Annotated in this window: 22 protein-coding genes and 1 other annotated feature; of the genes, 18 read left to right on the top strand and 4 right to left on the bottom strand. The window is 37.5% G+C overall.

Going from position 1 to position 25697, the window contains the following annotated elements:
• The first annotated feature begins 160 nt into the window (after positions 1 to 160).
• From secDF to DN389_RS17445, 10 genes are all read left to right on the top strand, one after another.
• Positions 161 to 2425 (top strand): protein translocase subunit SecDF, encoded by a 2265-nt coding sequence (gene secDF / locus DN389_RS17485; protein ID WP_001119085.1) that lies wholly within the window; start codon positions 161 to 163, stop codon positions 2423 to 2425.
• A gap of 156 nt (positions 2426 to 2581) precedes the next feature.
• Complete coding sequence (locus tag DN389_RS17480; protein ID WP_149237404.1) at positions 2582 to 3475, top strand: cation diffusion facilitator family transporter; 894 nt, start codon at positions 2582 to 2584, stop codon at positions 3473 to 3475.
• A gap of 101 nt (positions 3476 to 3576) precedes the next feature.
• Positions 3577 to 5916: a single-stranded-DNA-specific exonuclease RecJ gene (recJ, locus tag DN389_RS17475; protein WP_149237403.1), complete on the top strand. Its 2340-nt coding sequence runs from the start codon at positions 3577 to 3579 to the stop codon at positions 5914 to 5916.
• Between the two features lie 47 nt (positions 5917 to 5963).
• Positions 5964 to 6476, top strand: a complete 513-nt coding sequence (locus DN389_RS17470; RefSeq protein WP_000346221.1) for an adenine phosphoribosyltransferase — start codon at positions 5964 to 5966, stop codon at positions 6474 to 6476.
• 210 nt (positions 6477 to 6686) lie between these two features.
• Positions 6687 to 8870: a GTP diphosphokinase gene (gene relA, locus DN389_RS17465; protein WP_149237401.1), complete on the top strand. Its 2184-nt coding sequence runs from the start codon at positions 6687 to 6689 to the stop codon at positions 8868 to 8870.
• Positions 8871 to 8887: 17 nt separating this feature from the next.
• Positions 8888 to 9328 (top strand): D-tyrosyl-tRNA(Tyr) deacylase, encoded by a 441-nt coding sequence (locus DN389_RS17460; protein WP_001266955.1) that lies wholly within the window; start codon positions 8888 to 8890, stop codon positions 9326 to 9328.
• 269 nt (positions 9329 to 9597) lie between these two features.
• Complete coding sequence (locus DN389_RS28465; RefSeq protein ID WP_001242605.1) at positions 9598 to 9774, top strand: hypothetical protein; 177 nt, start codon at positions 9598 to 9600, stop codon at positions 9772 to 9774.
• Positions 9775 to 9828: 54 nt separating this feature from the next.
• Positions 9829 to 10059, top strand: a binding site (T-box leader).
• 69 nt (positions 10060 to 10128) lie between these two features.
• A complete protein-coding gene (gene hisS, locus DN389_RS17455; RefSeq protein WP_000027073.1) occupies positions 10129 to 11400 on the top strand; it encodes a histidine--tRNA ligase in 1272 nt (423 codons plus the stop codon).
• Positions 11401 to 11412: 12 nt separating this feature from the next.
• A complete protein-coding gene (gene aspS / locus DN389_RS17450; protein ID WP_088123443.1) occupies positions 11413 to 13188 on the top strand; it encodes an aspartate--tRNA ligase in 1776 nt (591 codons plus the stop codon).
• A gap of 502 nt (positions 13189 to 13690) precedes the next feature.
• Positions 13691 to 14458: a tRNA threonylcarbamoyladenosine dehydratase gene (locus DN389_RS17445; protein WP_000903181.1), complete on the top strand. Its 768-nt coding sequence runs from the start codon at positions 13691 to 13693 to the stop codon at positions 14456 to 14458.
• Positions 14459 to 14982: 524 nt separating this feature from the next.
• On the opposite strand, the gene DN389_RS17435 is transcribed toward DN389_RS17445, so the two are convergent.
• Together DN389_RS17435 and DN389_RS17430 are read right to left on the bottom strand one after the other, a co-directional pair.
• Entirely contained in the window at positions 14983 to 15624 is a 642-nt protein-coding gene (locus DN389_RS17435; protein ID WP_000857718.1) for an RsfA family transcriptional regulator, read from the bottom strand.
• A 37-nt stretch (positions 15625 to 15661) separates the two neighbouring features.
• Entirely contained in the window at positions 15662 to 16948 is a 1287-nt protein-coding gene (locus tag DN389_RS17430) for a replication-associated recombination protein A (protein WP_149237399.1), read from the bottom strand.
• A gap of 292 nt (positions 16949 to 17240) precedes the next feature.
• Here DN389_RS17430 and cymR point away from each other — a divergent pair, with 292 nt between their 5' ends.
• The 7 genes from cymR to DN389_RS17395 all read left to right on the top strand — a co-directional run bounded on the left by cymR (position 17241) and on the right by DN389_RS17395 (position 23636).
• The gene (cymR, locus tag DN389_RS17425; protein ID WP_000704116.1) at positions 17241 to 17657 is read left to right on the top strand and encodes a cysteine metabolism transcriptional regulator CymR; all 417 of its coding nucleotides are present in this window, start codon (positions 17241 to 17243) and stop codon (positions 17655 to 17657) included.
• Positions 17658 to 17692: 35 nt separating this feature from the next.
• Positions 17693 to 18838, top strand: a complete 1146-nt coding sequence (locus DN389_RS17420) for a cysteine desulfurase family protein (protein ID WP_098189875.1) — start codon at positions 17693 to 17695, stop codon at positions 18836 to 18838.
• Positions 18839 to 18854: 16 nt separating this feature from the next.
• A complete protein-coding gene (mnmA, locus tag DN389_RS17415) occupies positions 18855 to 19970 on the top strand; it encodes a tRNA 2-thiouridine(34) synthase MnmA (protein ID WP_001038022.1) in 1116 nt (371 codons plus the stop codon).
• Positions 19971 to 20080: 110 nt separating this feature from the next.
• Positions 20081 to 20740, top strand: a complete 660-nt coding sequence (locus tag DN389_RS17410; protein ID WP_088123441.1) for a tetratricopeptide repeat protein — start codon at positions 20081 to 20083, stop codon at positions 20738 to 20740.
• Positions 20741 to 20836: 96 nt separating this feature from the next.
• On the top strand, positions 20837 to 23173 hold the full coding sequence (gene recD2, locus DN389_RS17405; protein ID WP_046958828.1) for an SF1B family DNA helicase RecD2: 2337 nt from the start codon (positions 20837 to 20839) through the stop codon (positions 23171 to 23173).
• Positions 23174 to 23300: 127 nt separating this feature from the next.
• Entirely contained in the window at positions 23301 to 23489 is a 189-nt protein-coding gene (locus tag DN389_RS17400) for a hypothetical protein (protein WP_000469281.1), read from the top strand.
• Positions 23490 to 23507: 18 nt separating this feature from the next.
• On the top strand, positions 23508 to 23636 hold the full coding sequence (locus DN389_RS17395; RefSeq protein ID WP_001053553.1) for a YrzQ family protein: 129 nt from the start codon (positions 23508 to 23510) through the stop codon (positions 23634 to 23636).
• 35 nt (positions 23637 to 23671) lie between these two features.
• Here the strand turns inward: DN389_RS17395 and DN389_RS17390 are convergent, their stop codons facing one another.
• Entirely contained in the window at positions 23672 to 23884 is a 213-nt protein-coding gene (locus DN389_RS17390) for a hypothetical protein (RefSeq protein ID WP_000242555.1), read from the bottom strand.
• 176 nt (positions 23885 to 24060) lie between these two features.
• Here DN389_RS17390 and DN389_RS17385 point away from each other — a divergent pair, with 176 nt between their 5' ends.
• Positions 24061 to 25128, top strand: coding sequence for an AI-2E family transporter (locus DN389_RS17385; protein ID WP_088093513.1), 1068 nt, complete (start codon positions 24061 to 24063; stop codon positions 25126 to 25128).
• Positions 25129 to 25166: 38 nt separating this feature from the next.
• On the opposite strand, the gene DN389_RS17380 is transcribed toward DN389_RS17385, so the two are convergent.
• Positions 25167 to 25511 (bottom strand): PH domain-containing protein, encoded by a 345-nt coding sequence (locus DN389_RS17380; RefSeq protein WP_149237398.1) that lies wholly within the window; start codon positions 25509 to 25511, stop codon positions 25167 to 25169.
• Positions 25512 to 25697: the final 186 nt, after the last annotated feature.

The raw sequence follows: 25697 nt of genomic DNA, 5'->3' as shown, positions 1-25697 counted from the left end.
AAATAATGAAAGTGTAGGTATTGTGAAAAACTTACCGACACAGCTAGTGATGAACTAGCAAAATTATAGAAAGGAAGTCTACTAACTAGGCGTATGCACACGTGTAAAAGTAAATCGTAAGAGATTTATTTAAAGTGTTAGTAGCAGAAAGAGGGTACATATGGCAAAGCGTGGTACGAGAATTGCCGCCTTTTTCCTCATCGTTTTATTAATCGGTGGAGTAATTGGTGCGGCAGGAAAAGACATAGCAAAAGGAATTAGTCTAGGACTAGACCTTCGCGGTGGTTTTGAAATTCTGTATGAAGTAAAACCAGCCAAAAAAGGTGATAAAATCGACCGAGAGGCACTTGTAAGTACAGTAGGTGCTCTTGAAAATCGTGTCAATGTTCTCGGTGTAAGTGAGCCGAACATTCAAATTGAAGGACAAGATCGAATTCGCGTACAGCTTGCTGGTGTACAAGATCAGCAAAAAGCACGTGAAATGTTATCAACACAAGCGAAATTAACATTCCGTGATGTAGATGACAACCTTCTTATGGACGGAACGGATTTAAAAGGCGGCGGAGCGAAACAAACATTTGATGAGCAAGGCCGTGCGAGCGTAGGTCTTACACTAAAAAGCGCTGATAGATTCCGTGAAGTAACTGAAAAAATTTCAAAAATGCCACCACCAACGAATTTAATGGTAATTTGGCTTGACTTTGAAGAAGGAAAAGATTCGTATAAAGCAGAGTCTGCAAAACCGAATCCGAAGTTCTTATCAGCAGCAACAGTAAGCCAAGTGTTTAATCAAGCTGAAGTATCTATCGTAGGTGGAAACTTCACAGTTGAAAGTGCGAAACAACTGTCATCTTTATTAAATGCAGGTGCACTTCCTGTTGATTTAAAAGAAATGTATTCAACATCAGTTGGAGCGAAATTTGGTCAACAAGCGTTAGAGCAAACGATTTTCGCTAGTGCGATTGGTATCGCTCTTATTTTCTTATTTATGCTTGTATACTACCGTTTACCAGGAATTGTAGCGGTTATTATGTTAGGTCTATACATTTTTGTTACGCTACTCGTATTTAACTGGATGCATGCGGTTCTGACATTACCAGGTATTGCGGCATTAGTGCTCGGGGTAGGTATCGCAGTTGATGCGAATATTATTACGTACGAGAGACTGAAAGAAGAGCTGAAAATTGGTAAGTCAATGATGTCAGCATTCCGTGCTGGTAATCATCGTTCATTAGCAACAATTTTAGATGCAAACGTTACGACTCTTGCAGCGGCTGGTGTATTATTCGTTTATGGTAATAGCTCTGTAAAAGGATTCGCAACAAGTTTAATCGTAAGTATTTTAGTTGGTTTCGTTACGAACGTATTCGGTACTCGTTTCTTACTAGGTTTACTTGTAAAGAGCCGTTACTTCGATAAAAAGCCAGGATACTTTGGTGTGAAACAAAAGGATATTATTCCATTAACAAAAGGTGTAGTACATCCACCGACAAGATTTGATCGTATTAACTTCGTAAATATCGGTCATAAATTCCTTGTTTTCTCGATTGTAGTTGTAATTGCAGGTGCAATTATACTACCGATTTTCAAATTGAATCTTGGTATTGATTTTGCGAGTGGTACACGTATCGACTTGCAATCAAAACAAGCACTTACTGTGTCTGATGTTCATAAAGATTTTAAAGAATTGAAAATTGATGTGAAGGAAGAAAATATTGTACCGACTGGAGATGACAATAAAGGATTCGCAGTTCGTACTTTAGGTGTTCTATCAAAAGATGAAATTGCGAAAACAAAAACATTCTTCCACGATAAATACGGTACAGATCCAAACGTAAGTACAGTTTCACCGACAATTGGTAAAGAAATTGCACGAAATGCATTTATCGCAGTATTAATTGCTTCTGCGGTTATCATTTTATACGTAAGTATTCGATTCAGATTTACGTACGCATTATCTGCAGTACTTGCATTATTACATGACGCATTCGTTATGGTTGTTATATTTAGTATTTTCCAATTAGAGGTAGATTTAACGTTTATCGCTGCGGTATTAACAATCATCGGTTATTCTATTAATGACTCGATTGTTACATTTGATAGAAACCGTGAATTATACAAACAGAAAAAACGAGTTCGCGATATAAAAGACTTAGAAGAAATCGTAAATGCAAGTATTCGCCAAACGCTTGGTCGTTCAATTAACACCGTATTAACAGTGTTATTCCCAGTAATTGCGTTACTTATCTTCGGTAGTGAGTCATTACGTAACTTCTCGTTTGCGTTACTTGTTGGATTAGTTGTAGGTACGTACTCTTCTGTTTTCGTTGCTTCTCAAATTTGGTTAATGCTTGAAAACCGTCGTTTGAAAAAGGGCAAAAACAAGAAAAAGGTTGAGAAAGTAGAATCTGAACCGCAAGTATAAAAAAGATGATGTCTCTTTATGAGGCATCTCTTTTTTCGTTTGTGGATACAATAAGATAGCAACTTTTTAACAGAAGTAAGATGGAAGAAGGTGGTGATGTTATCGCTGTTTTTGCTACAATAAAAAGATAGGTTAAGAAAAGAAGGGATTTTAATTATGGAAAAAGATGAACGTTTTAAACAGGCCGAGTTTGGTGCTATTGTCGGGATCGTTGGTAATATTATATTAGCGATTGTAAAGGCGGTAATTGGTTATATTGGGAACAGTAAAGCACTATTAGCGGATGCCGTACATTCTGCATCAGATGTAATTGGTTCGCTCGCTGTACTTTTTGGATTGCGAGCAGCAAAGCAACCGCCCGATGAAGATCACCCGTACGGTCATGGTAAAGCGGAATCGATTTCAGCGATTATTGTTGCAGTATTATTATTTATTGTGGGAATCGAGATAGCGATTTCGTCTATAAAAGCTTTTTCGCAGGAACTAGAACCACCGAAGGGAATTACGATTTTTGCTGTTGTTCTTTCAATTATCGTGAAAGAAGGAATGTTTCAATATAAATTCCGATTAGGGAAGAGGATAAATAGTGATGCAATTATTGCAAATGCATATGAACATCGTTCGGATGTATTTTCTTCAATTGCAGCTTTAATCGGTATTTGTGCAGCAATTATGGGTGGTAAGTTCGGGTTAGATTGGCTTGTATATGCCGATCCAATTGCAGGATTATTTGTTTCACTTCTTGTTGCAAAAATGGCATGGAGTATTGGAGCAGAAGCAATTCATGCAACGCTTGATCATGTTCTTCATGAGGAAGATGTTGTTCCGCTTAGAGAAGCAGTACTTCAAATAGACGGTGTGAAAAAAATCGGTTCTTTATATGCAAGGGAGCATGGTCATTACGTTATTGTCGATATTAAAGTTTCTGTAGATCCATACATTACTGTAGAAGAAGGGCACCGCATTGGAAAGCATGTGAAAGAAACGCTTATGGAACAAGATAACGTACAAAATGTGTTTGTACATATAAATCCGTATTCTCCAAATTAAACATTATTAACATTTTAGTATATAGATATTGCATCGTAGTTTGCATTATATTGTCACCCCTTAATCTGTCTTGTATAATGAACAGGTTAAGGGGTGATTTCGTGTTACAACCGAAGACGCGTTGGAAAGAAAAAGAATATAATGACGAGCGAGTGAGTGAATTAGCAAGTAAATTAAAATTATCACCACTTGTCGTTTCGTTATTCCTCGGTAGAGGACTAGATACAGAAGATAAGATTTTAGATTTTTTAAATACAGAAAATCAAGAATTTCATGATCCATTTTTATTAGAAGGAATGGATAGAACGGTAGAACGTGTAAATAAGGCGATTCAAAATGGAGAGCAAATATTAATATTTGGTGACTACGATGCGGACGGAGTAAGTAGTACGACTGTGTTATATCTTGCTTTGCAAGAATTAGGTGCAAATGTAGAATTTTATATCCCAAACCGTTTCACAGAAGGTTATGGACCAAACGAAGAAGCATTTCGTTGGGCGCATAGCGCGGGGTTCTCCCTAATTATTACTGTCGATACTGGTATCGCAGCAGTACATGAAGCGAAGGTAGCGAAGGAGCTTGGAATAGATCTTATTATTACAGATCACCATGAGCCACCACCAGAATTGCCAGAAGCACTTGCGATTATTCATCCGAAATTAGATGGCGGTGTATATCCGTTTCACTATTTAGCTGGTGTAGGTGTTGCATTTAAAGTTGCACATGCACTACTAGGCCGTGTACCAGAAAATTTATTAGAAATTGCAGTAATTGGTACAGTAGCCGATTTAGTGTCACTTCATGGTGAGAATAGATTACTAGTGAAGCGCGGTTTAAAGCATATGCGCATGACGAAAAATATCGGGCTAAAGGCGCTATTTAAAGTTGCTAACGTTTCGCAAAGTGAAATTACAGAAGAGAGCATTGGATTCTCACTCGCGCCGCGTATTAATGCAGTTGGCCGTTTAGAAGATGCTACGCCGGCTGTACATCTTTTATTATCAGATGATCCAGAAGAAGCGAAAGAGCTAGCTGAAGAAATTGATGAGCTGAACAAACTGCGAAAAGATATTGTAAAGCAAATTACAGAAGAAGCTATCGCTGAAGTGGAAAATAATTTCCCGCCAGAAGACAATAAAGTACTAGTACTGGCAAAAGAAGGCTGGAATCCAGGTGTAATTGGAATTGTCGCATCTAAATTAGTTGAACGTTTTTATCGTCCAACGATTGTATTATGCATTGATCCTGTAAAAGAAACAGCAAAAGGTTCAGCACGTAGTATTGCAGGATTTGATTTGTTTGCAAACTTGTCAGATTGTAGAGAGTTATTGCCACACTTCGGAGGGCATCCGATGGCAGCGGGAATGACGCTACATATGAATGATGTAGATGAATTGCGCTGCCGCTTAAATGAACAAGCAGAGGTAATTTTAACAGAAGAAGATTTTATTCCAATTACAGCTGTTGATGTCTTTTGTAAAGTGGAGGATGTAACACTGGCAGCAATTGAAGACATGCAAAAGTTAGCGCCATTTGGTGTTGGAAATCCAAAACCGCGTATTGCAGTGAAGGATGCAGAGTTAGAAAGTATTCGTGCAATCGGATCAGATGGCTCTCATTTGAAAATGGCTCTTCGCGATGGACAAGCGACACTGGATACAATCGGATTTGGATTTGGTGCGTATGCGAAAGAAATTTCTCCAGTTGCAAAGGTATCTGTAATAGGAGAAGCATCTATCAATGAATGGAATAATTTTAAGAAGCCGCAATTAATGGTACAAGATATTGCTGTAGAGGCGTGGCAATTATTTGATTGGCGTAGTATGCGTAACGTAGAAGCGAATGTAGCAGAACTTCCGAAAGAAAAAATAACGATGGTGTATTTTTCTGAAGAGGTATTGAATAAGTTTTCTTTAGAAGACTTTAAAGAGCATCTGATGCATGCATCAGAAGTAACTCATTTAGACGATCAATACATCGTGTTACTTGATTTGCCAAAAGGAACAGATGAATTACGAGATTTATTTAAAGTGGGGTTCCCGTCGCGAATTTATACGCTATTTTATCAAGAGAATAATCATTTATTTAGTACTGTTCCAACGAGGGAACATTTTAAATGGTACTATTCTTTCTTGAGCCAAAAAGCGCCATTTTCTTTAAGACAATATGGAGAACAACTATGTCGACATAAAGGTTGGTCAAAAGATACAGTAAATTTCATGACACAGGTGTTTTTTGAGTTAGAATTTGTTACAATAAAAGATGGCGTCATTTTTATGGCAGACAAAAAACAAAAGCGTGATTTAATTGAATCGAACACATATCGTGAGAAAATGAACCACTTACAATTAGAAAAAGAATTGGTTTATAGCACATATCAGCAACTATATACATGGTTTGAAACGATTCGTAATCATAAAGAAGTAGAACAGTTAGGGTAAAGGATTTGTATTTACAAACCTTTTAGATCTGAGGAGGATTCAGAAATATGGATTTCAAGCAACATATCGCAATTGTACCGGATTATCCAAAAGAAGGTATTGTATTTAAAGACATTACACCGTTAATGAACGACGGTAAAGCATACAAAGCAGCAACAGATGCAATCGTTGAGTATGCAAAGAAAAGAGACATTGACGTTGTAGTAGGGCCAGAAGCACGTGGCTTTATTATCGGTTGCCCAGTTTCTTATGCGTTAGAAGTAGGTTTTGCACCAGTTCGTAAATTAGGGAAATTACCACGTGAAGTAATTACAGTTGACTACGGTAAAGAATATGGTAAAGATGTTTTAACAATCCATAAAGATGCAATTAAGCCAGGTCAACGCGTATTGATTACAGATGATCTATTAGCTACAGGTGGAACAATTGAAGCGACAATTAAGCTAGTTGAAGAACTTGGCGGAGTTGTAGCAGGAATTGCATTCTTAGTAGAGCTTACTTACTTAGATGGTCGTAAAATGTTAGATGGTTACGATGTATTAGTATTAGAAAAATACTAATCACTATATAGGTAAAACTACGGTGATAAGAAGTACCCGTGAATCTCTTGGAGAGGAGCGGGTACTTTTGTATAATTGCACAAAAAAATAAGGTGAAATGTCAGTAAAATCTTTTCCTTTTCACAATTCACAATCATTAGGTTATAATGATAGAATATAATTTATTCTACTTAATTAAGATAAAGTCAATTTTCAATAAAAGGTGATTCGATGGCAAATGAGCAGGTACTAACAGCTGAACAGGTACTCGAGAAAGCAAGTCAATATTTAGCAGATGAAGATATTGAGCTAGTGGCACGTGCCTATGAATATGCACGTGATGCGCATAGCGAACAATACAGAAAATCGGGTGAACCGTACATTATTCATCCAATTCAAGTTGCAGGTATTTTAGTTGATTTACACATGGATCCAGCTACAGTATCAGCAGGTTTCTTACATGATGTAGTGGAAGATACTGAAATTACATTAGAAGATATTGAACGGGAATTTAATAAAGAAATTGCTATGCTTGTCGATGGTGTAACAAAGCTCGGAAAGATTAAATATAAATCTCATGAGCAACAACAAGCAGAAAATCATCGCAAAATGTTTATCGCAATGGCTCAAGATATTCGAGTTATTTTAATTAAACTAGCTGATCGTCTTCATAACATGCGTACATTGAAACATTTGCCTCAAGAGAAGCAGCGTCGCATTGCAAATGAAACGTTAGAAATCTTTGCACCTTTAGCACATAGACTCGGAATTAGTACTATTAAATGGGAGCTAGAGGATACGTCACTTCGCTATTTAAATCCACAGCAGTACTATCGTATTGTAAATTTAATGAAGCGTAAACGTGCAGAGCGTGAAGAATATTTAGACGAAGTAATGACTGGTATTCGTGAGAAATTAAAAGAAGTTGCAATTCAACCTGAGATTTCTGGAAGACCAAAGCATATTTACAGTATTTATCGTAAAATGGCACTGCAAAATAAACAGTTCAATGAAATTTACGATTTATTAGCTGTACGTGTCGTTGTAAATAGTATTAAAGATTGTTATGCAGTACTTGGAATTATTCATACGTGCTGGAAGCCGATGCCAGGTCGTTTTAAAGATTATATTGCAATGCCGAAAGCAAATCTATATCAATCTCTTCATACGACTGTAATTGGGCCGAAAGGTGATCCGCTTGAAGTGCAAATTCGTACGAAAGAAATGCATGAGATTGCAGAATTCGGGATCGCGGCGCACTGGGCGTATAAAGAAGGAAAAACAGCAGAAACAACAGGTACATTAGAGAAGAAACTTACATGGTTCCGTCAAATATTAGAATGGCAAAATGAAGCTTCTAATGCAGAAGAGTTTATGGAGTCATTAAAAATTGATTTATTCTCTGACATGGTATTCGTCTTTACACCGAAAGGCGACGTAATGGAATTGCCACTTGGATCTGTTCCGATTGACTTTTCGTATCGTGTCCATTCGGAGATTGGAAATAAAACAATTGGTGCAAAAGTAAACGGCAAAATGGTGACGATTGATTATAAATTAAAAACTGGTGACATCATTGAAATTTTAACATCGAAACATTCGTATGGGCCAAGTCAAGACTGGGTGAAACTTGCTCAAACATCTCATGCGAAAAACAAAATACGTCAATTCTTTAAGAAGCAACGTAGAGATGAAAATATTGAAAAAGGCCGTGAACTTGTTGAAAAAGAAGTGCGTAGCCTAGAGTATGAGATGAAAGAAGTGTTAGCTCCTGACAATTTAAAACGTGTTGCCGAGAAGTTCAATTTTGCAAATGAAGAAGATATGTTTGCAGCAGTTGGATATAGCGGGATTACAGCGTCGCAAATTGTTACGCGACTAACGGACAAATTCCGTAAGCAACGTGAAGAAGAAGAAATCGTTGAAGTTAAAGAAGTTCGTAAACCGATGAAAATTCGAAAATGGGATTCTGGCGTTAAAGTAAGTGGTGCAGATAATTTATTAATTCGTTTATCAAAATGCTGTAACCCAGTACCAGGTGATGATATCGTTGGGTATATTACGAAAGGCCGAGGTGTATCGATTCACCGCCGTGATTGTGTAAATGTTCATACAGAAGAAGCTATAGAACGTTTATTGGAAGTAGAGTGGGAAGGTAGTCCTGAAAAAGAAATTGAGTATAACGTTGATATTGAAATTTCAGGTTACGATCGCCGTGGCTTATTAAATGAAGTATTACAAGCTGTTACAGAGACGAAAACGTATATTTCGGCAGTTTCTGGTAGAAGTGACCGTAATAAGATGGCGACAATTAATATGTCAATCTCTATTCGTAACTTACAGCACTTGAAAAAAGTAGTAGAACGCATTAAACGTGTTCCAGAAATTTATGCAGTACGACGCATGATGCATTAATAGGGAGTGTAGAAAAGATGAGAGTTGTTTTACAACGATCAAAAGAAGCGTCTGTCACAGTAGACGGTGAGATCGTAGGACAAATTCCGTTCGGTTTAACATTACTAGTTGGCATTACGCATGAAGATACAGAAAAAGATGCAACTTACATTGCAGAAAAAATTGCGAACTTACGTATTTTTGAAGATGAGAGTGGAAAGATGAACCATTCTGTACTTGATGTAGAAGGACAAGTTCTATCAATTTCGCAATTCACATTATACGGAGATTGTCGCAAGGGAAGACGTCCAAACTTTATGGATGCTGCCAAACCTGATTATGCAGAGCGTTTATATGATTTCTTTAATGAGGAAGTTCGTAAGCAAGGATTGCATGTAGAAACAGGGAAGTTCGGAGCAATGATGGATGTTTCTTTAATCAATGATGGTCCGGTGACCTTAATTGTGGATAGTAAATAGTGTTGCTTAAAAAAGAGGGGATTATATAATCCCTTCTTTTTTATACATTGTTGTATGTTTTGTTCATTTATCTCGCTATTTGTGGGAGATCCACTGCCCGTCGAAGCTTGATTAGTGAGGGCTAATAATGAGTGGCGATGGACAAAACCCTTATTCATTAAAGTTTTACTTTATTTGGAATTAATAGCTGTTTCAGTTATGTATAACTCTTTCATCAATATGGAACAATAAAAAGTAAAACATCTATATTGAATGTGAGGGATATACGTATGCGTATGAACGAAAAAGGGCATTCTGTTACAAATGGTGCAAATCAACTGTTTAACGTAAATTTTCATGATTTTATTTCAAAAGAGCAAAACAATACTTCAATGGAACTTGCTTCTGAGTTTGGGATTTCTCTTCAAGATGTAAAGCGTCTAAAGAAGCAGATTGAACGCTCTTAGAGTACTTGACAATCCTACTCAACAAACGTATAGTAATTTTATATTTACATATGAATATAACCGTTGATAGAGAAGAGTAAATGAGACACACATGGAAAGAGAAGAAATGTCTTAGGCTGAAAACATTTCTGCATGATGACTGATTGAATGACACTCTAGAGGTTTCAACTTGCACGGCATATATGCTTAGTAGGGATGAACGCACATTTAAGCGTTATTAAAAAAGTGGAAGCATACGTGCTTCAATTAGGGTGGCACCACGGGTATAATACTCTCGTCCCTACTGTTCAAACAGTAGAGGCGGGAGTTTTTTTATTTTTATTAAGATTAAAACAATTTGAGGAGGAACTGAATATGTCTATTCAAATCCCACGCGGAACGCAAGATATTCTTCCAGGTAGCGTTGAGTTATGGCAGTATATCGAAGGGCAAGCACGCGAAATTTGCCGTCGTTACAACTATAAAGAAATTCGTACACCAATTTTTGAACACACTGAGCTATTTTTACGTGGTGTTGGTGATACGACAGATATCGTACAAAAAGAAATGTACTCATTCCAAGATCGTGGAGAGCGCAGTTTAACATTACGTCCAGAAGGTACAGCACCTGTTGTACGTTCTTACGTTGAAAACAAAATGTTCGGTGATGCAACACAGCCAACGAAATTATACTATATTGGTCAAATGTTCCGTTACGAAAGACCACAAGCAGGTCGCTATCGTCAATTCGTACAATTCGGTATTGAAGCAATCGGTAGTAACGATCCTGCGATTGATGCAGAAGTAATTGCACTTGCTGTAGAGTTTTACCGCGGCATGGGCTTAAAAAATATTAAAGTTGTATTAAACAGCTTAGGTGATGCGGCGAGCCGTCAAGCGCACCGTGATGCGTTAATCGCACACTTCGAGCCACGTATCGGTGAGTTCTGTTCTGACTGCCAATCTCGTTTAGAAAAGAATCCTCTTCGTATTTTAGATTGTAAGAAGGACCGTAACCATGAATTAATGGGAACAGCACCATCTATTACAGAATACTTAAACGAAGATTCAGCAGTATACTACGACAAAGTTCAAGAACTATTAACGATGATGGATGTTCCATTTGAAAAAGATCCGAACTTAGTACGTGGTTTAGACTACTACCAACACACTGTTTTTGAAATTATGAGTGAGGCAGAAGGTTTCGGTGCTATCACTACATTAAGCGGTGGTGGACGTTATAACGGGCTTGTACAAGAAATCGGTGGACCAGAAATGCCAGGTATCGGTTTTGCGATGAGTATCGAACGTTTAATTATGGCGCTAAAAGCTGAAAACATCGAATTACCAATTGAACATAGTATTGATTGCTACGTTGTAGCGCTTGGTGAAAAAGCGAAAGACCATGCTGCGAAAGTTGCGTTTGATCTTCGTAAAGCTGGATTATCAGTTGAAAAAGATTATTTAGACCGTAAAATGAAAGCACAATTTAAATCAGCAGATCGTCTAAAGGCGAAATTTGTAGCTGTATTAGGGGAAGATGAGCTAGATAAAGGCATCATTAACTTAAAAGATATGGCAACAGGGGAACAAGAAGAAGTAGCATTAGATGTATTTGCTTCATACGTAGCAGAGAAATTAATATAGGGGGAACTTACAGTGGCTGAAAGAACACATGCATGTGGAAAAGTAACAGTAGAAGCAGTTGGACAAACAGTTCAATTAAAAGGTTGGGTACAAAAACGCCGTGATTTAGGTGGATTAATCTTTATCGACTTACGTGACCGTACAGGTATCGTGCAAGTTGTATTTAACCCAGAAACATCAAAAGAAGCGTTAGAAATAGCAGAAACTATTCGTAGTGAATACGTATTGCACGTAGAAGGTACAGTTGTTGAGCGTGGTGAAGGCGCAATTAATGACAATATGGCAACGGGTCGTATTGAAGTGCAAGCAACGAAAGTAAACGTATTAAATGCAGCAAAAACAACGCCAATCATTATTGCTGATGATACAGATGCATCAGAAGATGTGCGTTTAAAATATCGTTATTTAGACTTACGTCGTCCTGCAATGTTTAACACATTCAAAATGCGTCACGACGTAACGAAAACAATTCGTAACTTCTTAGACACAGAAGAGTTCTTAGAAGTGGAAACACCAATTTTAACGAAGAGTACACCAGAAGGAGCTCGTGACTATTTAGTACCAAGTCGTGTACATGATGGTGAATTCTATGCGTTACCACAGTCTCCACAATTATTTAAACAGCTGCTTATGGTCGGCGGATTTGAGCGTTACTATCAAGTAGCACGTTGTTTCCGTGACGAAGATTTACGTGCAGACCGTCAACCAGAATTCACGCAAATCGATATCGAAGCTTCATTCTTAACACAAGATGAAATTTTAGATATGATGGAGCGCATGATGACGAAGGTTATGAAGGATGCAAAAGGTGTAGAAGTGAGTGCACCATTCCCTCGTATGAAATATGCTGATGCAATGGCTCGTTACGGTTCTGATAAGCCGGATACACGCTTTGAAATGGAACTAACAGACCTATCTGAATTTGCAGCGGATTGTGGTTTTAAAGTATTTACAAGTGCTGTAGAAAGCGGCGGACAAGTAAAAGCAATTAATGCAAAAGGTGCTGCGAGCAAATATTCTCGTAAAGATATCGATGCATTAACTGAATTCGTGAAAGTATACGGTGCAAAAGGTCTAGCTTGGCTTAAAGTGGAAGAGGACGGCTTAAAAGGACCGATTGCGAAATTCTTCGGTGAAGAAGAAGCAAACGCGTTAATGACTACATTAGAAGCTACTGCTGGCGACTTATTACTATTCGTAGCAGATAAGAAGAGCGTTGTTGCAGATAGCTTAGGTGCACTTCGTTTACGTCTAGGTAAAGAGCTTGAGTTAATTGACGAAAGTAAATTTAACTTCCTATGGGTAACGGATTGGCCACTTCTTGAGTACGATGAAGATGCAGATCGTTACTTCGCAGCTCACCACCCATTCACAATGCCATTCCGTGAAGACGTTGAGCTATTAGAAACGGCACCAGAAAAAGCACGTGCACAAGCATATGACCTTGTATTAAATGGTTATGAGCTTGGTGGTGGATCACTTCGTATTTACGAGCGTGACGTACAAGAAAAAATGTTCAAAGCACTTGGATTCTCACAAGAAGAAGCACAAGAGCAATTCGGATTCTTACTAGAAGCATTCGAATACGGTACTCCACCACACGGCGGTATCGCATTAGGTTTAGACCGTCTTGTTATGTTACTTGCAGGCCGTACGAACCTTCGTGATACAATTGCATTCCCGAAAACAGCAAGCGCAAGCTGCTTATTAACAGAAGCTCCAAGCCCAGTTGCAGAAGCACAGCTTGAAGAGTTAAACTTACAATTAAGCTTAAAAGAAGAGAAGTAAGAATAAAGTCTAGATGGTTATACTATAGCCGTCTAGACTTTTTTTGAGAGGAAGTTTAAAAAATCCGGTTCAGAGGGCAGTCGCATCTCGTCGTTGCTTCGCCAGTCCGGTGCTCGAGTAGTAAAGCTACACTGCGCTCCTCCTGGCTTCAGCGCCTCGATCTGCTCGGCCCTCTGAATCCTCCTTTTTAAACGTATATTGAAAGGGTTGTTTAAAAAGTCCGGTTTAGATAACTGTCGCATTTCATTGTTACGTATGCTAGTCCGGTGCTCGAGTAGTACTCCTACACTGCGCTCCTCCTAGCATACGTGCCTCGATTTGCTCGGTTCTCTAAATCCTCCTTTTTAAACGTATATTTAGGGGGGAATAAAAGCCGGTTTACACTATGTTTTTATTCTCGAAATATGTATTTTTAGGAATTCTATAACTTTTTCTATACAAATAGTCGGAAAAACGCTAGAATACATGATAGACCATTTTTGTAATAGGAGTGTAGAGCTGAATGTTACATCAATTTTCACGTAATGAATTAGCCTTCGGTAAAGAAGGACTTGAAATATTAAAAAATAGTACAGTCGGTATTTTAGGAATTGGCGGCGTAGGGTCATTTTCGGCAGAGGCGTTAGCACGTTCTGGTGTAGGACGTCTCGTATTAGTCGATAAAGACGTTGTAGATATTACAAACGTAAACCGTCAAATTCACGCGTTAGTATCTACTGTAGGACGTTCAAAAGTAGAATTAATGAAAGAGCGTATCGCAGACATTAATCCAGAGTGTGAAGTAATTGGACTAGAAATGTTTTATACTGATGAAACATATGAAGAGTTCTTCAAACATGGATTGGATTTCGTAGTAGATGCATCTGATACGATTACGTTCAAAATTCATTTAATTAAACAGTGCTTACGTCGAAAAATTAAAATTATCTCATGCATGGGTGCAGCAAATAAAATGGACCCAACTCGTTTCCGTATTGCGGACATCTCTAAAACACATACAGATCCAATTGCGAAAGTAATTCGTACGAAGCTTCGTAAAGATGGTATTAAAAAAGGTGTAAAAGTTGTCTTCTCTGACGAAAACCCAATCGTAATTCGTGAAGAAGTACGTAAAGAAATCGTACCAGACGAAAATGCAAAAATCCGTAAAGCGAAATTACCACCTTCATCAAATGCATTCGTACCATCTGTGGCAGGCCTAATTATGGCAAGTCACGTTGTACGTGAACGTATTAAAAATGTTGAAGTGAAGCGTGTAGGGCAAGAATAAGAAGAAAGCATATATCGTCTAGGATATATGCTTTTTCTATTATGTTTTAAAGAATTGCAGATATTTGCAATACTAATAATTCGAATGTAAGTAATCCTAATAAAGAATAATCGTATTTATCCGACTTATAGGCGGAAGTCTTTTTTAAACTTTGAATGGTAAAAAATCCTAATGTTAGGACGAGAACACCGAGTGTTATTTTGAAGACTATTAATGAAATAGTAACCATCTCCCTTCAAACGTATATGTTTATAGTAATATTTAAGTAAAAAATATCCAATTCGTTTCAGAAGTTTCCTTGTATGAAAGAGAGGGATATTTCGTCAATTTTTGTCGGTAAATCGATATTCCTTGTCGAATCGTCGATATATTAAAAAAATCGTTGATATATTTTGAGTTTCGATAGATATATTTGAAAAATCGTCGATATAATTTCATTTACCGGCACATATACGCACATATATACTCTCCGCCAAAGAAACAAAAAGGGATGTCACTTAGTCAAAAAAGTGACGTCCCTGTTTTTAATTCTCTGCAGAATAAATAATATCTAAATTTCCATTTTGATCTGTTTTGAAAATTGGAGCGATCTGTTCCTCTTGTTCTTCAACCGAAACGAGTTTTCGAGCACGGTCCATAATTCTAACAAGCATGGCGTAATCTTCTTCGATTGCTTGTTGTTTTTTTGAGAGGACCGCTAATTTTGCTTCAAGTTCATGATTTGTTTTTTGCAGGGAAGTGAGCTGAGCTTGTAATACGTCATTTTCAGTTTGTAATTTTGCGAGTGAAGGATTATTGTGCTCCAAGTTTTGTAAAAATGAAATGACACTTTGCATGGTAAGATCCTGTTTACTTGGCGTAATATCTTCTGAAAACTCGGCATCGATTACGAGTTGTTTCGTTTTCGTGAAATGCTCTTTTTCTATTTTAGCTTCAGAGCGTTTTAATTCTTTCCGTTGTTTTTTTGCAAGTTGCACCGCATCTTCGTAATTCGGTCTTACTTCAGCATTCCATCTAAATCCGCAAGCTGCGGAAGTGCGGTTCAATGTATCGCCGACTTCATCGAATGCTTTTATTTGTGTGCTACCGCTGCGAATATGTCGTAAAACAGTTTCTGCTAAAAGGAGATCGTCTTCTTTTGTCCATGCATCTTGACGTGTTTTCATAAGCGAAGCCTCCATAATGGTGACGTTTTCGCTTAGGTTACCCTTTATTTTTCGTTTTATTCGAACTTTGTAATCTTTCATATACAGTAGAAAGTACTTGCTCAAATTTCCCTGTCGTTTTCGGTTTATAATATTGTTTGTTTTTTATTTTATCAGGTAAGTATTGTTGTTGTACCCAGCCATTTGGATGGTCGTGTGGATATAAGTATCCAATGCCTCTTCCAAGTGATTCTGCGCCTTTGTAATGACTATCTTTTAAATGACTTGGAATGTCGCCTGTTTGACCGTTGCGTAAATCGTGTAATGCAGTATCAAGTGCTTTATAAGCTGAGTTTGATTTTGGTGATAAGCAAAGCTCGATAACAGCATTTGCAAGTGGTATGCGTGCCTCCGGGAATCCAACTCGTTCAGCGGATTCTATAGCTGCTAGTGTACGCGGTCCGGCTTGCGGGCTAGCAAGTCCGATATCTTCATATGCCATAATAAGAAGACGTCTACCAATGCTTTGTAAATCACCAGCTTCAATAAGACGTGCTAAATAGTGAAGTGCTGCATTTACATCACTTCCGCGTACCGATTTTTGAAATGCCGATAATACGTCATAATGAGCATCACCGCCTTTGTCGTGAACGAAGCTCTTTTTTTGCAAGCATTCTTCTGCAATTTCTAGCGTAATTACCGCAGCTTTTTCGTCCGTTGTAAAGCTAGATAAAACAGCTAGTTCAAGTGCATTATAAGCAGAACGCATGTCTCCACCAGATGCATTTGCAAAGTGATGTAATGCTTCCGGCGTAACCGTTACATCATATTCCCCAAGACCTTTTTCTTTATCTTCAAGTGCTCGTTTTAAGCCAATTAAAAGATCATCTTCTGTTAATGCGTGTAATTCGAAGATTTGACAACGACTTCGAATAGCAGAATTAATAGCATGGAACGGATTACTCGTTGTTGCACCGATTAAGGTAAGGAGTCCGCTTTCTAAATGAGGTAATAGAAAATCCTGTTTTGCTTTATCTAGACGGTGTACTTCATCTAAAATTAAAACGAGGTGTCGATGCATCTTTGCTTCTTGTACAACAACTTCCATATCTTTTTTATTATGAGTAACAGCGTTTAATAGGCGAAAAGGGGTTCCAGTACTTCCTGCAATTGCGCTCGCAATGGATGTTTTTCCTGTGCCTGGAGGGCCGTATAAAATCATAGATTGAAAATGATTTGCTTGGACCATTCGCCATAAAATTTTTCCTTCACCAACTAAATGTTGTTGTCCGATAATTTCTTGAATATTTGTAGGGCGCATTCGATGTGCGAGTGGCTGTTTCATTTTTACCGTCTCCCTTAATGTATAATCTCTTTCTATCGTATCATTTTTTTTAGTGGAATTTGAAATAGGATGCTGTTTTGTGGAAAAAATGAATATAAATATTTTCATTTTTCTTTCAATTGTAATAATTTCCGAGTTTTTCAATGTGATTTTATGTTATCATTTTGATACACAAGTTGAAATTTCTTATAATACTATATTATGCTATAATTTCATAGGATTTTAAATTGTGTTCTTTTATAAATAAGATATAACCAATAGAAGTGAAAATTTGAAAAGAGGTGCAAAATAGATGAAGATTTCAACGAAAGGCCGCTACGGCTTAACAATTATGATCGATCTTGCAAAAAAGTTTGGTGAAGGTCCAATTTCCTTAAAATCAATTGCGCAGGCACATGATTTATCGGAACATTACTTAGAGCAATTAATTTCACCACTTCGTAACGCTCGTCTAGTAAAGAGTACGCGCGGGGCATATGGCGGATATGTATTGTCTGATCAGCCAGCTAACATTACAGCTGGGGATGTAATCCGTGTATTAGAGGGTCCGATTAGTGTTGTAGAAATGATAGAAGAAGAGGAACCGGCACAACGCCAATTATGGATGCGTGTTCGTGATGCGGTGCAAGAAGTGTTAGATAGTACAACGTTAGAAGATTTAGTACGTTATGAGGAAGAAAATCACGGGGGCTATATGTTTTACATTTAATTCCTTGTGAAACGATTTGGAAAGAAGGAGATTTAATGGAACGCATTTACTTAGATCATGCTGCGACATCTCCGACTCACCCAGAAGTGGTCGAAAAGATGATTCCATATATGATAGAAACATTCGGGAACCCGTCTAGTATTCACTTTTATGGACGTCAAACGCGCCATGCAGTAGATGAGGCGAGACGCGCTGGAGCACGTAGCATTCATGCGAATCCGAATGAAATTATATTTACGAGCGGTGGTACAGAAGCTGATAATTTAGCGCTTATAGGTGTAGCACGTGCGAATCGTCATAAAGGTAACCATATTATAACGACGCGAATTGAACATCATGCAATTTTGCATACGTGTGAATTGTTAGAGCGCGAAGGGTTTGAAGTGACATATTTACCTGTTGATGAAACAGGACGCGTTCAAGTTTCTGACATACAAAATGCATTAACAGAAGAGACGATTCTCGTATCCGTTATGTTTGGGAATAATGAAGTCGGGACGATGCAACCAATCGCGGAAATAGGGAAGTTGCTAAAAGAGCATCAAGCTTATTTTCATACAGATGCGGTACAAGCTTACGGATTAGTAGAAATAGATGTGAAAGAGTTCGGCATTGATTTATTATCGATTTCAGCTCATAAAATTAATGGACCAAAAGGTGTAGGGTTCCTATACGCTGGTGCAAATGTGAAATTTGAACCGTTATTAATAGGCGGGGAGCAAGAAAGAAAACGCCGTGCTGGTACTGAAAATGTACCGAGTATCGTTGGTTTGCAACATGCAATTTTGCTAGCTGAAAAAACTCGTGAGCAAAAAAATGCCCAATATGAAGAGTTTAAAGATATAATGGTATCTGTCTTCAAAAATGAAGACATTACTTTCGAGGTAAACGGAAACTTAGAATATCGCTTACCACATGTGCTTAATATCAGTTTTACAGGAATGAACATTGAACCGTTCCTTGTGAACTTAGACTTAGCTGGCATTGCAGTGTCGAGTGGTTCGGCGTGTACAGCTGGTTCGATTGATCCATCACATGTATTAGTAGCGATGTTCGGAAAAGACTCCGATCAAATACGTTCATCCGTACGCTTTAGTTTCGGACTTGGAAATACGAAAGAGCAAATTGAGAAAGCGGCGTACGAAACAGTGAAAATCGTGAAGCGATTAACACAAAATTAGCATGGGAGGTGACATGATGAACAAACTACCTCAAGAAACACGCGTTGTCATCGGGATGTCCGGTGGCGTCGATTCATCTGTAGCAGCTCTTTTATTAAAAGAGCAAGGTTATGATGTAATCGGGATTTTTATGAAAAACTGGGATGATACAGATGAGAATGGTGTCTGCACAGCAACAGAAGATTACAATGATGTAATTGAAGTGTGTAACCAAATTGGCATTCCGTATTATGCAGTAAACTTTGAAAAACAATACTGGGATAAAGTATTTACGTACTTCTTAGATGAGTACCGAGCTGGTCGTACACCAAACCCAGATGTAATGTGTAATAAAGAAATTAAATTTAAAGCATTTTTAGAGCATGCAATTGCGCTTGGTGCTGATTATGTAGCGACAGGTCATTATGCACGCGTTGCTTATATGGACGGCGAATATAAAATGCTTCGCGGCGTTGATGATAATAAAGACCAAACGTATTTCTTGAATCAATTAAGCCAAGAGCAATTATCAAAAACAATGTTCCCATTAGGTGAATTAAAGAAACCGCAAATTCGTGAAATGGCGACAGAAGCTGGTTTAGCGACAGCGGCGAAGAAAGATAGTACTGGTATTTGCTTTATCGGTGAGCGTAACTTTAAAGATTTCTTAAGCAACTATTTACCAGCGCAACCAGGTGTGATGCAAACATTATCTGGTGAAGTGAAAGGAAAACATGACGGTTTAATGTACTATACAATTGGACAACGTCATGGTCTTGGTATTGGTGGTAACGGTGATCCGTGGTTTGCTGTTGGGAAAAACTTGAAAGAAAACATTTTATATGTTGATCAAGGATTCCATAACGAACTTCTATATGGTGATGAAGTTATTGCTACGAATATCGGCTGGGTAAGTAATGAAGCGAAAGAAAAAGAATTTAAGTGCACAGCGAAATTCCGTTATCGTCAAGAAGACAATAAAGTAACGGTTCAAATCGTTGATGAAAATACAGTTCGTATTCTTTGTGATGAGCCAATTCGTGCAATTACACCAGGACAAGCAGTTGTTTTCTATGATGGAGATGAGTGCTTAGGCGGTGCTACAATTGATGAAGTATATCGTAGTGGTAAGAAATTGGATTATTTAGGATAAAATGAGAAGCCTCTGCCGATTAGCGGTTAGAGGTTTCTTTTACATAAAGCGAATTTTCGTTCGCTTGGAAAATACATTCTTTGTTATAATTTGTTGTAGAGGTGAAGGACATGTCAAACAAACTTGAAACAGGTATTCAATATATGCAAGAAGGAAACTGGGAAGAAGCTGCTAAAAATTTCACAGAAGCAATCGAAGAAAATCCGAAAGATGCGCTTGGATACATTAATTTTGCGAACTTATTAGATGTACTAGGTGATAGTGAAAGAGCAATTTTATTTTATAAACGTGCATTAGAATTAGATGATAAATCTGCGGCTGCTTATTATGGATTAGGAAATATATATTACGGTCAAGAGCAATTTGCAGAGGCAAAGGCTGTATTTGAACAAGCGATGCAAGCGGGATTACAATCAGCTGATGTAACATTTATGTTAGGTATTACACATGTGCAACTTGGAAATGATCGTCTTGCACTGCCGTTTTTACAAAGAGCAACAGAATTAGATGAAAACGATGTAGAAGCTGTGTTCCAGTGCGGACTTTGCTTTGCACGTTTAGAACATATTCAAGAGGCGAAACCTTATTTTGAAAAGGTATTAGAAATGGATGAAGAGCATGCAGATGCGTATTATAATTTAGGTGTTGCGTACGTATTTGAAGAAAATAACGAGAAGGCTCTTACTTTATTTAAGAAAGCAACTGAAATTCAGCCAGATCACTTTTTAGCTGGTAATGGTGTTCGTTTATTGGAGCAAGAAGCTGAATAAGATGAAAAGATAGTTTAATGGGTAGTTATCCCTCATCTAAATAGGTGGGGGATGTACTGCTCATTAAAGTGAAATGAACCGGAAAGGAGAGGAAAGATGGGAAATCAACATGCAATGGATTTGTTTGAGGAAGATAAAAAGTTTATAAAAGCGCAAGTTCTTCATACCATTTTCCACAACGAAGAAAACCTCTATTCCGTTGTCAGTATGAAAGTCATTGAGACGAATGAAACGTACGACGAAAAAAAAGTGATGATAAACGGTCATTTTCCCCGCATGCATGAAGATGAAGTGTTTACATTGACAGGGCATTTTAAAGACCATCCGAAGTATGGGAAACAATATTTAGTTGAAACATTTAAGAAAGAATTGCCGCAAACAAAAGCTGGTATGGTGCAATATTTAGCGAGTGATTTATTTAAAGGGATAGGAAAGCGTACAGCTGAAAAAATTGTGGATCATCTTGGGGAACATGCCATCTCTAAAATTATGGATGATCCGGATGCGTTAAATGGTGTTGTCAATAAGCAAAAAGCTCAAGAAATATATGAGACAATTGTTGAACATCAAGGACTAGAGAAAGTAATGAGTTTTTTAAATGGTTACGGTTTTGGAACGAAGCTTTCTATTAAGATTTACCAGCAATATAAAGAGATGACATTAGAAGTGATTCGTAATAATCCGTATAAGCTTATTGAAGAAGTGGACGGGATTGGATTTGGAAGAGCGGATGATATAGGACGTGCGTTAGGTATATCGGGTAATCATGATGACCGTGTACGTGCGGGTTGTTTTTATACGTTAGAGAATGTTTCATTGCAACTTGGTCACGTTTATATGGGGAAAAATCAACTCGTAAGAGAAACGATGTCACTTTTAAATAATCAAGAAGGAAGAGTGACCGAGGAAGACATTGTAGCTTGCGTTGAAATGATGCAAAGTGAAGGGAAAGTTATCATAGAAGAAGAACGAGTGTATTTAGCATCGTTATTTTACTCAGAAAAAGGTGTTGTAAAGTCTATTCGCCGACTTATGAATCAAGAAGAAACACCCTCATTTCCTGAAGCAGAAGTGTTAAAGACGTTAGGTCAAATTGAAGAACAACTGAACGTACAGTATGCACCGTTTCAACAAGAAGCGATTCAAACGGCACTTCATAAACCGATGATGTTATTGACAGGTGGACCAGGAACAGGGAAAACAACAGTTATTAAAGGAATTGTTGAAATGTATGCGTCACTTCACGGCCTATCGTTAAATCCGAATGAATACAGTGACGATAATCCATTTCCGATATTATTAACGGCCCCAACAGGAAGAGCAGCGAAGCGAATGAGTGAATCAACAGGGCTTCCAGCTTGTACAATTCACCGTTTACTTGGCTGGACCCCAGAAGGGTCTTTCCAGCGTAATGAAACGGATCCGGTACAAGGGAAATTGCTTATTATTGATGAATTTTCAATGGTTGATATTTGGCTTGCAAATCAGCTGTTTAAATCATTGCCGACTAACATTCAAGTTATCGTTGTAGGTGATGAAGATCAATTACCATCTGTAGGACCTGGACAAGTGTTGAAAGATTTATTGAATGCAGGTGCAGTTCCAACAGTGAAGCTTACTGAAATTTATCGTCAAGCGGAAGGCTCATCTGTTATTCAACTCGCCCATGCGATAAAAAATGGAACGCTCCCACCAGATTTAGCGCAAAATCAAAAAGATCGTTCATTTATCGGCTGTACAGGAGCTCAAATTGTTGAGGTTGTTAAGAAGGTTTGTGAAAATGCTAAGACAAAAGGGTTTAGCGCAAGAGATGTACAAGTACTGGCCCCGATGTATCGTGGCCCTGCCGGTATTAATGTACTAAACGAAGCGTTGCAAGAAGTGTTTAATCCGAAAAGGGAAAAGAGTAAAGAAATTGCTTACGGTGATGTTGTATACCGAAGAGGCGATAAAGTACTGCAACTCGTTAATCAACCGGAGAGCCAAGTGTTTAATGGTGATATCGGAGAAATTGTTTCGGTGTTTTATGCGAAAGAGAACGTTGAACAACAAGATATGATTATCGTTTCATTTGATGGAATTGAGGTAACGTATACAAAGCCAGACTTAAATCAAATTACACATGCCTATTGCTGTTCGATTCATAAATCGCAAGGTAGTGAGTTTCCGATTGTGATTATGCCGATAGTGAAAAGTTACAATCGTATGTTACGTCGTAATTTAATTTACACTGGTATTACAAGAAGTAAAAAGTTCCTCATTATTTGCGGGGAGGAAGCAGCTTTCCAATCTGGTGTAAATCGCCTTGATGATGCAATGCGTCAAACGACTTTAGCGAATCGTTTGCAAGAATCACAAGGAGAAGTACAGATGGTAACAGTTAATGGCGAAGAAATGGACGTGGAAAACATTTCACCGTATGATTTCATGTAACAAGGTGAAATTATATAGTGAAACTTTCAAACGTATAACGTTGAAAGGCTCCAGCAATGTATAAATGAATGCGGTTTGGACATAATGGCGAATAGAATCTGGGAGACTGTAAGGAGATGAAAGCCATATGTTCATTTGTCCAAATTGCAAAGGGAAAGACATTGGAAAAATAGGTGTCAACCAATTTTATTGCTGGAATTGTTATATCGAATTATCGGTTTCAAAAGGGAAAATCCATACGCATCAAGTAGAGGAAGATGGTTCATTAAGCTCTCTTGATGATTTATTTGATGAGAACGAAAGAACGATCGGATGACGAAAAGGGGGATTTACTTTGAATCTACGCAATTCATTAATCGCATTAGGTGTTGGAGCGGCAGCATATCAATATGCTCGCAAGCAAGATGTATTTTCAAAACGCAATATGAAAAAAGCACGTAAGATGATTAAATCTTATTTATAAGCGCAAAAAACTCCCTTCATCATAAGGGAGTTTTTTTATGCACTTGTATGTAAATATAAAAGTCCAATTTCAGAGAAGAGATACGATAGGCCATAACATCCAACGCCAAGCATTCCGTAATGAAATAATTGCTTCGCCCTTTCTTTTCGCGAGGAACGAATAAAGAAACCTTTCCAAATCCCAAACCCGATACAAACCCATTCAAGAATCATAAAAAGTGCTGATAATACGAGCATAAATAAAACCATTATGAGCCCTCCTGATTATATTGTTTCATGCTGCATTCTCAGGGGTGGTTGTCCTTATTATGTTATGTATATGTACGTCTTTACAAAACAGTATGGTCTGTATAAAAAGATTTTAAAACTTTCGCACATAACCTACCCTATTTATTTTCAAAATAAAGGTGGAGGAGGTTTTTCGTGTGAAGAATCTTAAAATCATTTGGATATATCGTTTAGGGTTATTGTTACTTGTATTTCTTTGTTTGCTCGTCTTTTTAAAAATTAAGCCGCTATGGGCACCGATTATTTTTGTATTTAAAGTGGCAATTACACCGTTTCTTATTGCGTGTTTTATTGCGTATTTATTGCATCCTTTAATTGAAAAAATTCATAAAGAAGGGATGCCACGTACACTTGCTATTTTGCTTATTTACATCCTTTTCTTTGGCGGGATTGGTTATGGAATTTATAAAGGAACGCCAGTTGTTATTAAACAGTTACAAGAGATTAATGAACAATTTCCGCAGTTTACAAAAATGTATGATTCTTGGATGGATGGCGTCACAGAACAAACAGCAAATTTCCCATCATTTATTCATGAAAAGGTGAAACAAATTTTTGTTGGTGTAGAAACGAAGATACAATCACTTTTAAATAAAGTGATGAGTACGGCTCGTGGCGTACTGGATTCGTTGCTTATTATTTTCTTAATACCGTTCATTGTATTTTACATATTAAAAGATTACGGTGAATTTTATCACATCTTTTGGAAATTAGTCCCAAGTAAGTGGCGTAGTACAGGGCAAATGCTGGCGAAAGAAATTGATAAGTCACTCGGAAGTTATATTCGAGGACAGTTATTTGTTTGCTTAGTATTAGGGGGAGTATCTGTTCTTTCTTTTTGGTTTATCGGTATGAAATATCCATTATTACTCGGCATTATTATTGGGGTAACGGATATAATCCCGTACTTCGGTCCTATTTTAGGGGCGATTCCGACATTGATGATTGCGGCAACGGTATCAACAAGTTTACTCATTAAGGCGGGAATTACGATTGCTATTTTGCAATTTTTGGAAAGTAACATTTTATCACCTTACATCGTTGGTAAGTCACTTCGTATGCATCCTGTTATTATTATGCTTGCATTACTAGTTGGAGGAGAAGTGGCAGGGATTGTAGGGCTATTAATATCAGTTCCTGTTTTAGCGGTCATTCGTACGGTGATCGTTCATGTAAGACCTCTTTGGAAAAAAGAAGATGTGTAATATGAAAGCCCTCTACTTATAAAAGTAGAGGGCTTTCATTATTTAGAGAGTTGCTCGTGTATTTGTTGAACGAGAGAGCTTACATCATTTGTTTGAATATGCTTTATTTTTTTCCATTCATTATCGTACATAAATATAATTTGATTGCTGAAAAGCCGCTTTTGCTCTTTTAGATTAGAAATGTTTGCAAAAGAGTACTCTTCAAATATTGGGTTCTTACTTACATCTGGTCCATAAAAGAAGAGCCGTTTGTTCGTTAAAATTAACAGTCCTGGTCTTGCAACGGAACGATAAATAAGTATATCTAATGAACATGCAGTGTAAAATAATATCATTTCGTCAGTCGTTAATATGTTTTTAGCCTTGTTCAATAAAGTTGTCATTTTGCTCGCTCCTTTATTATTAATAATTTAATTATAACAAAAAAATAATATTCTGAAAAAAATATAGAGGTAGTACAATTTATTAATAAATGCATAATATATTGAAAGGCTGTTAAGAATGAATAGTAGAATAACTATGGTTAATGCAATATAAATGATTATCTACATTGACAAACTTAAGAGAAT

This window comes from Bacillus sp. AY3-1, from assembly GCF_008368785.1.
GTDB classification, from domain to species: domain Bacteria; phylum Bacillota; class Bacilli; order Bacillales; family Bacillaceae_G; genus Bacillus_A; species Bacillus_A wiedmannii.
This window is presented reverse-complemented; position numbering and strand designations above follow the sequence as displayed.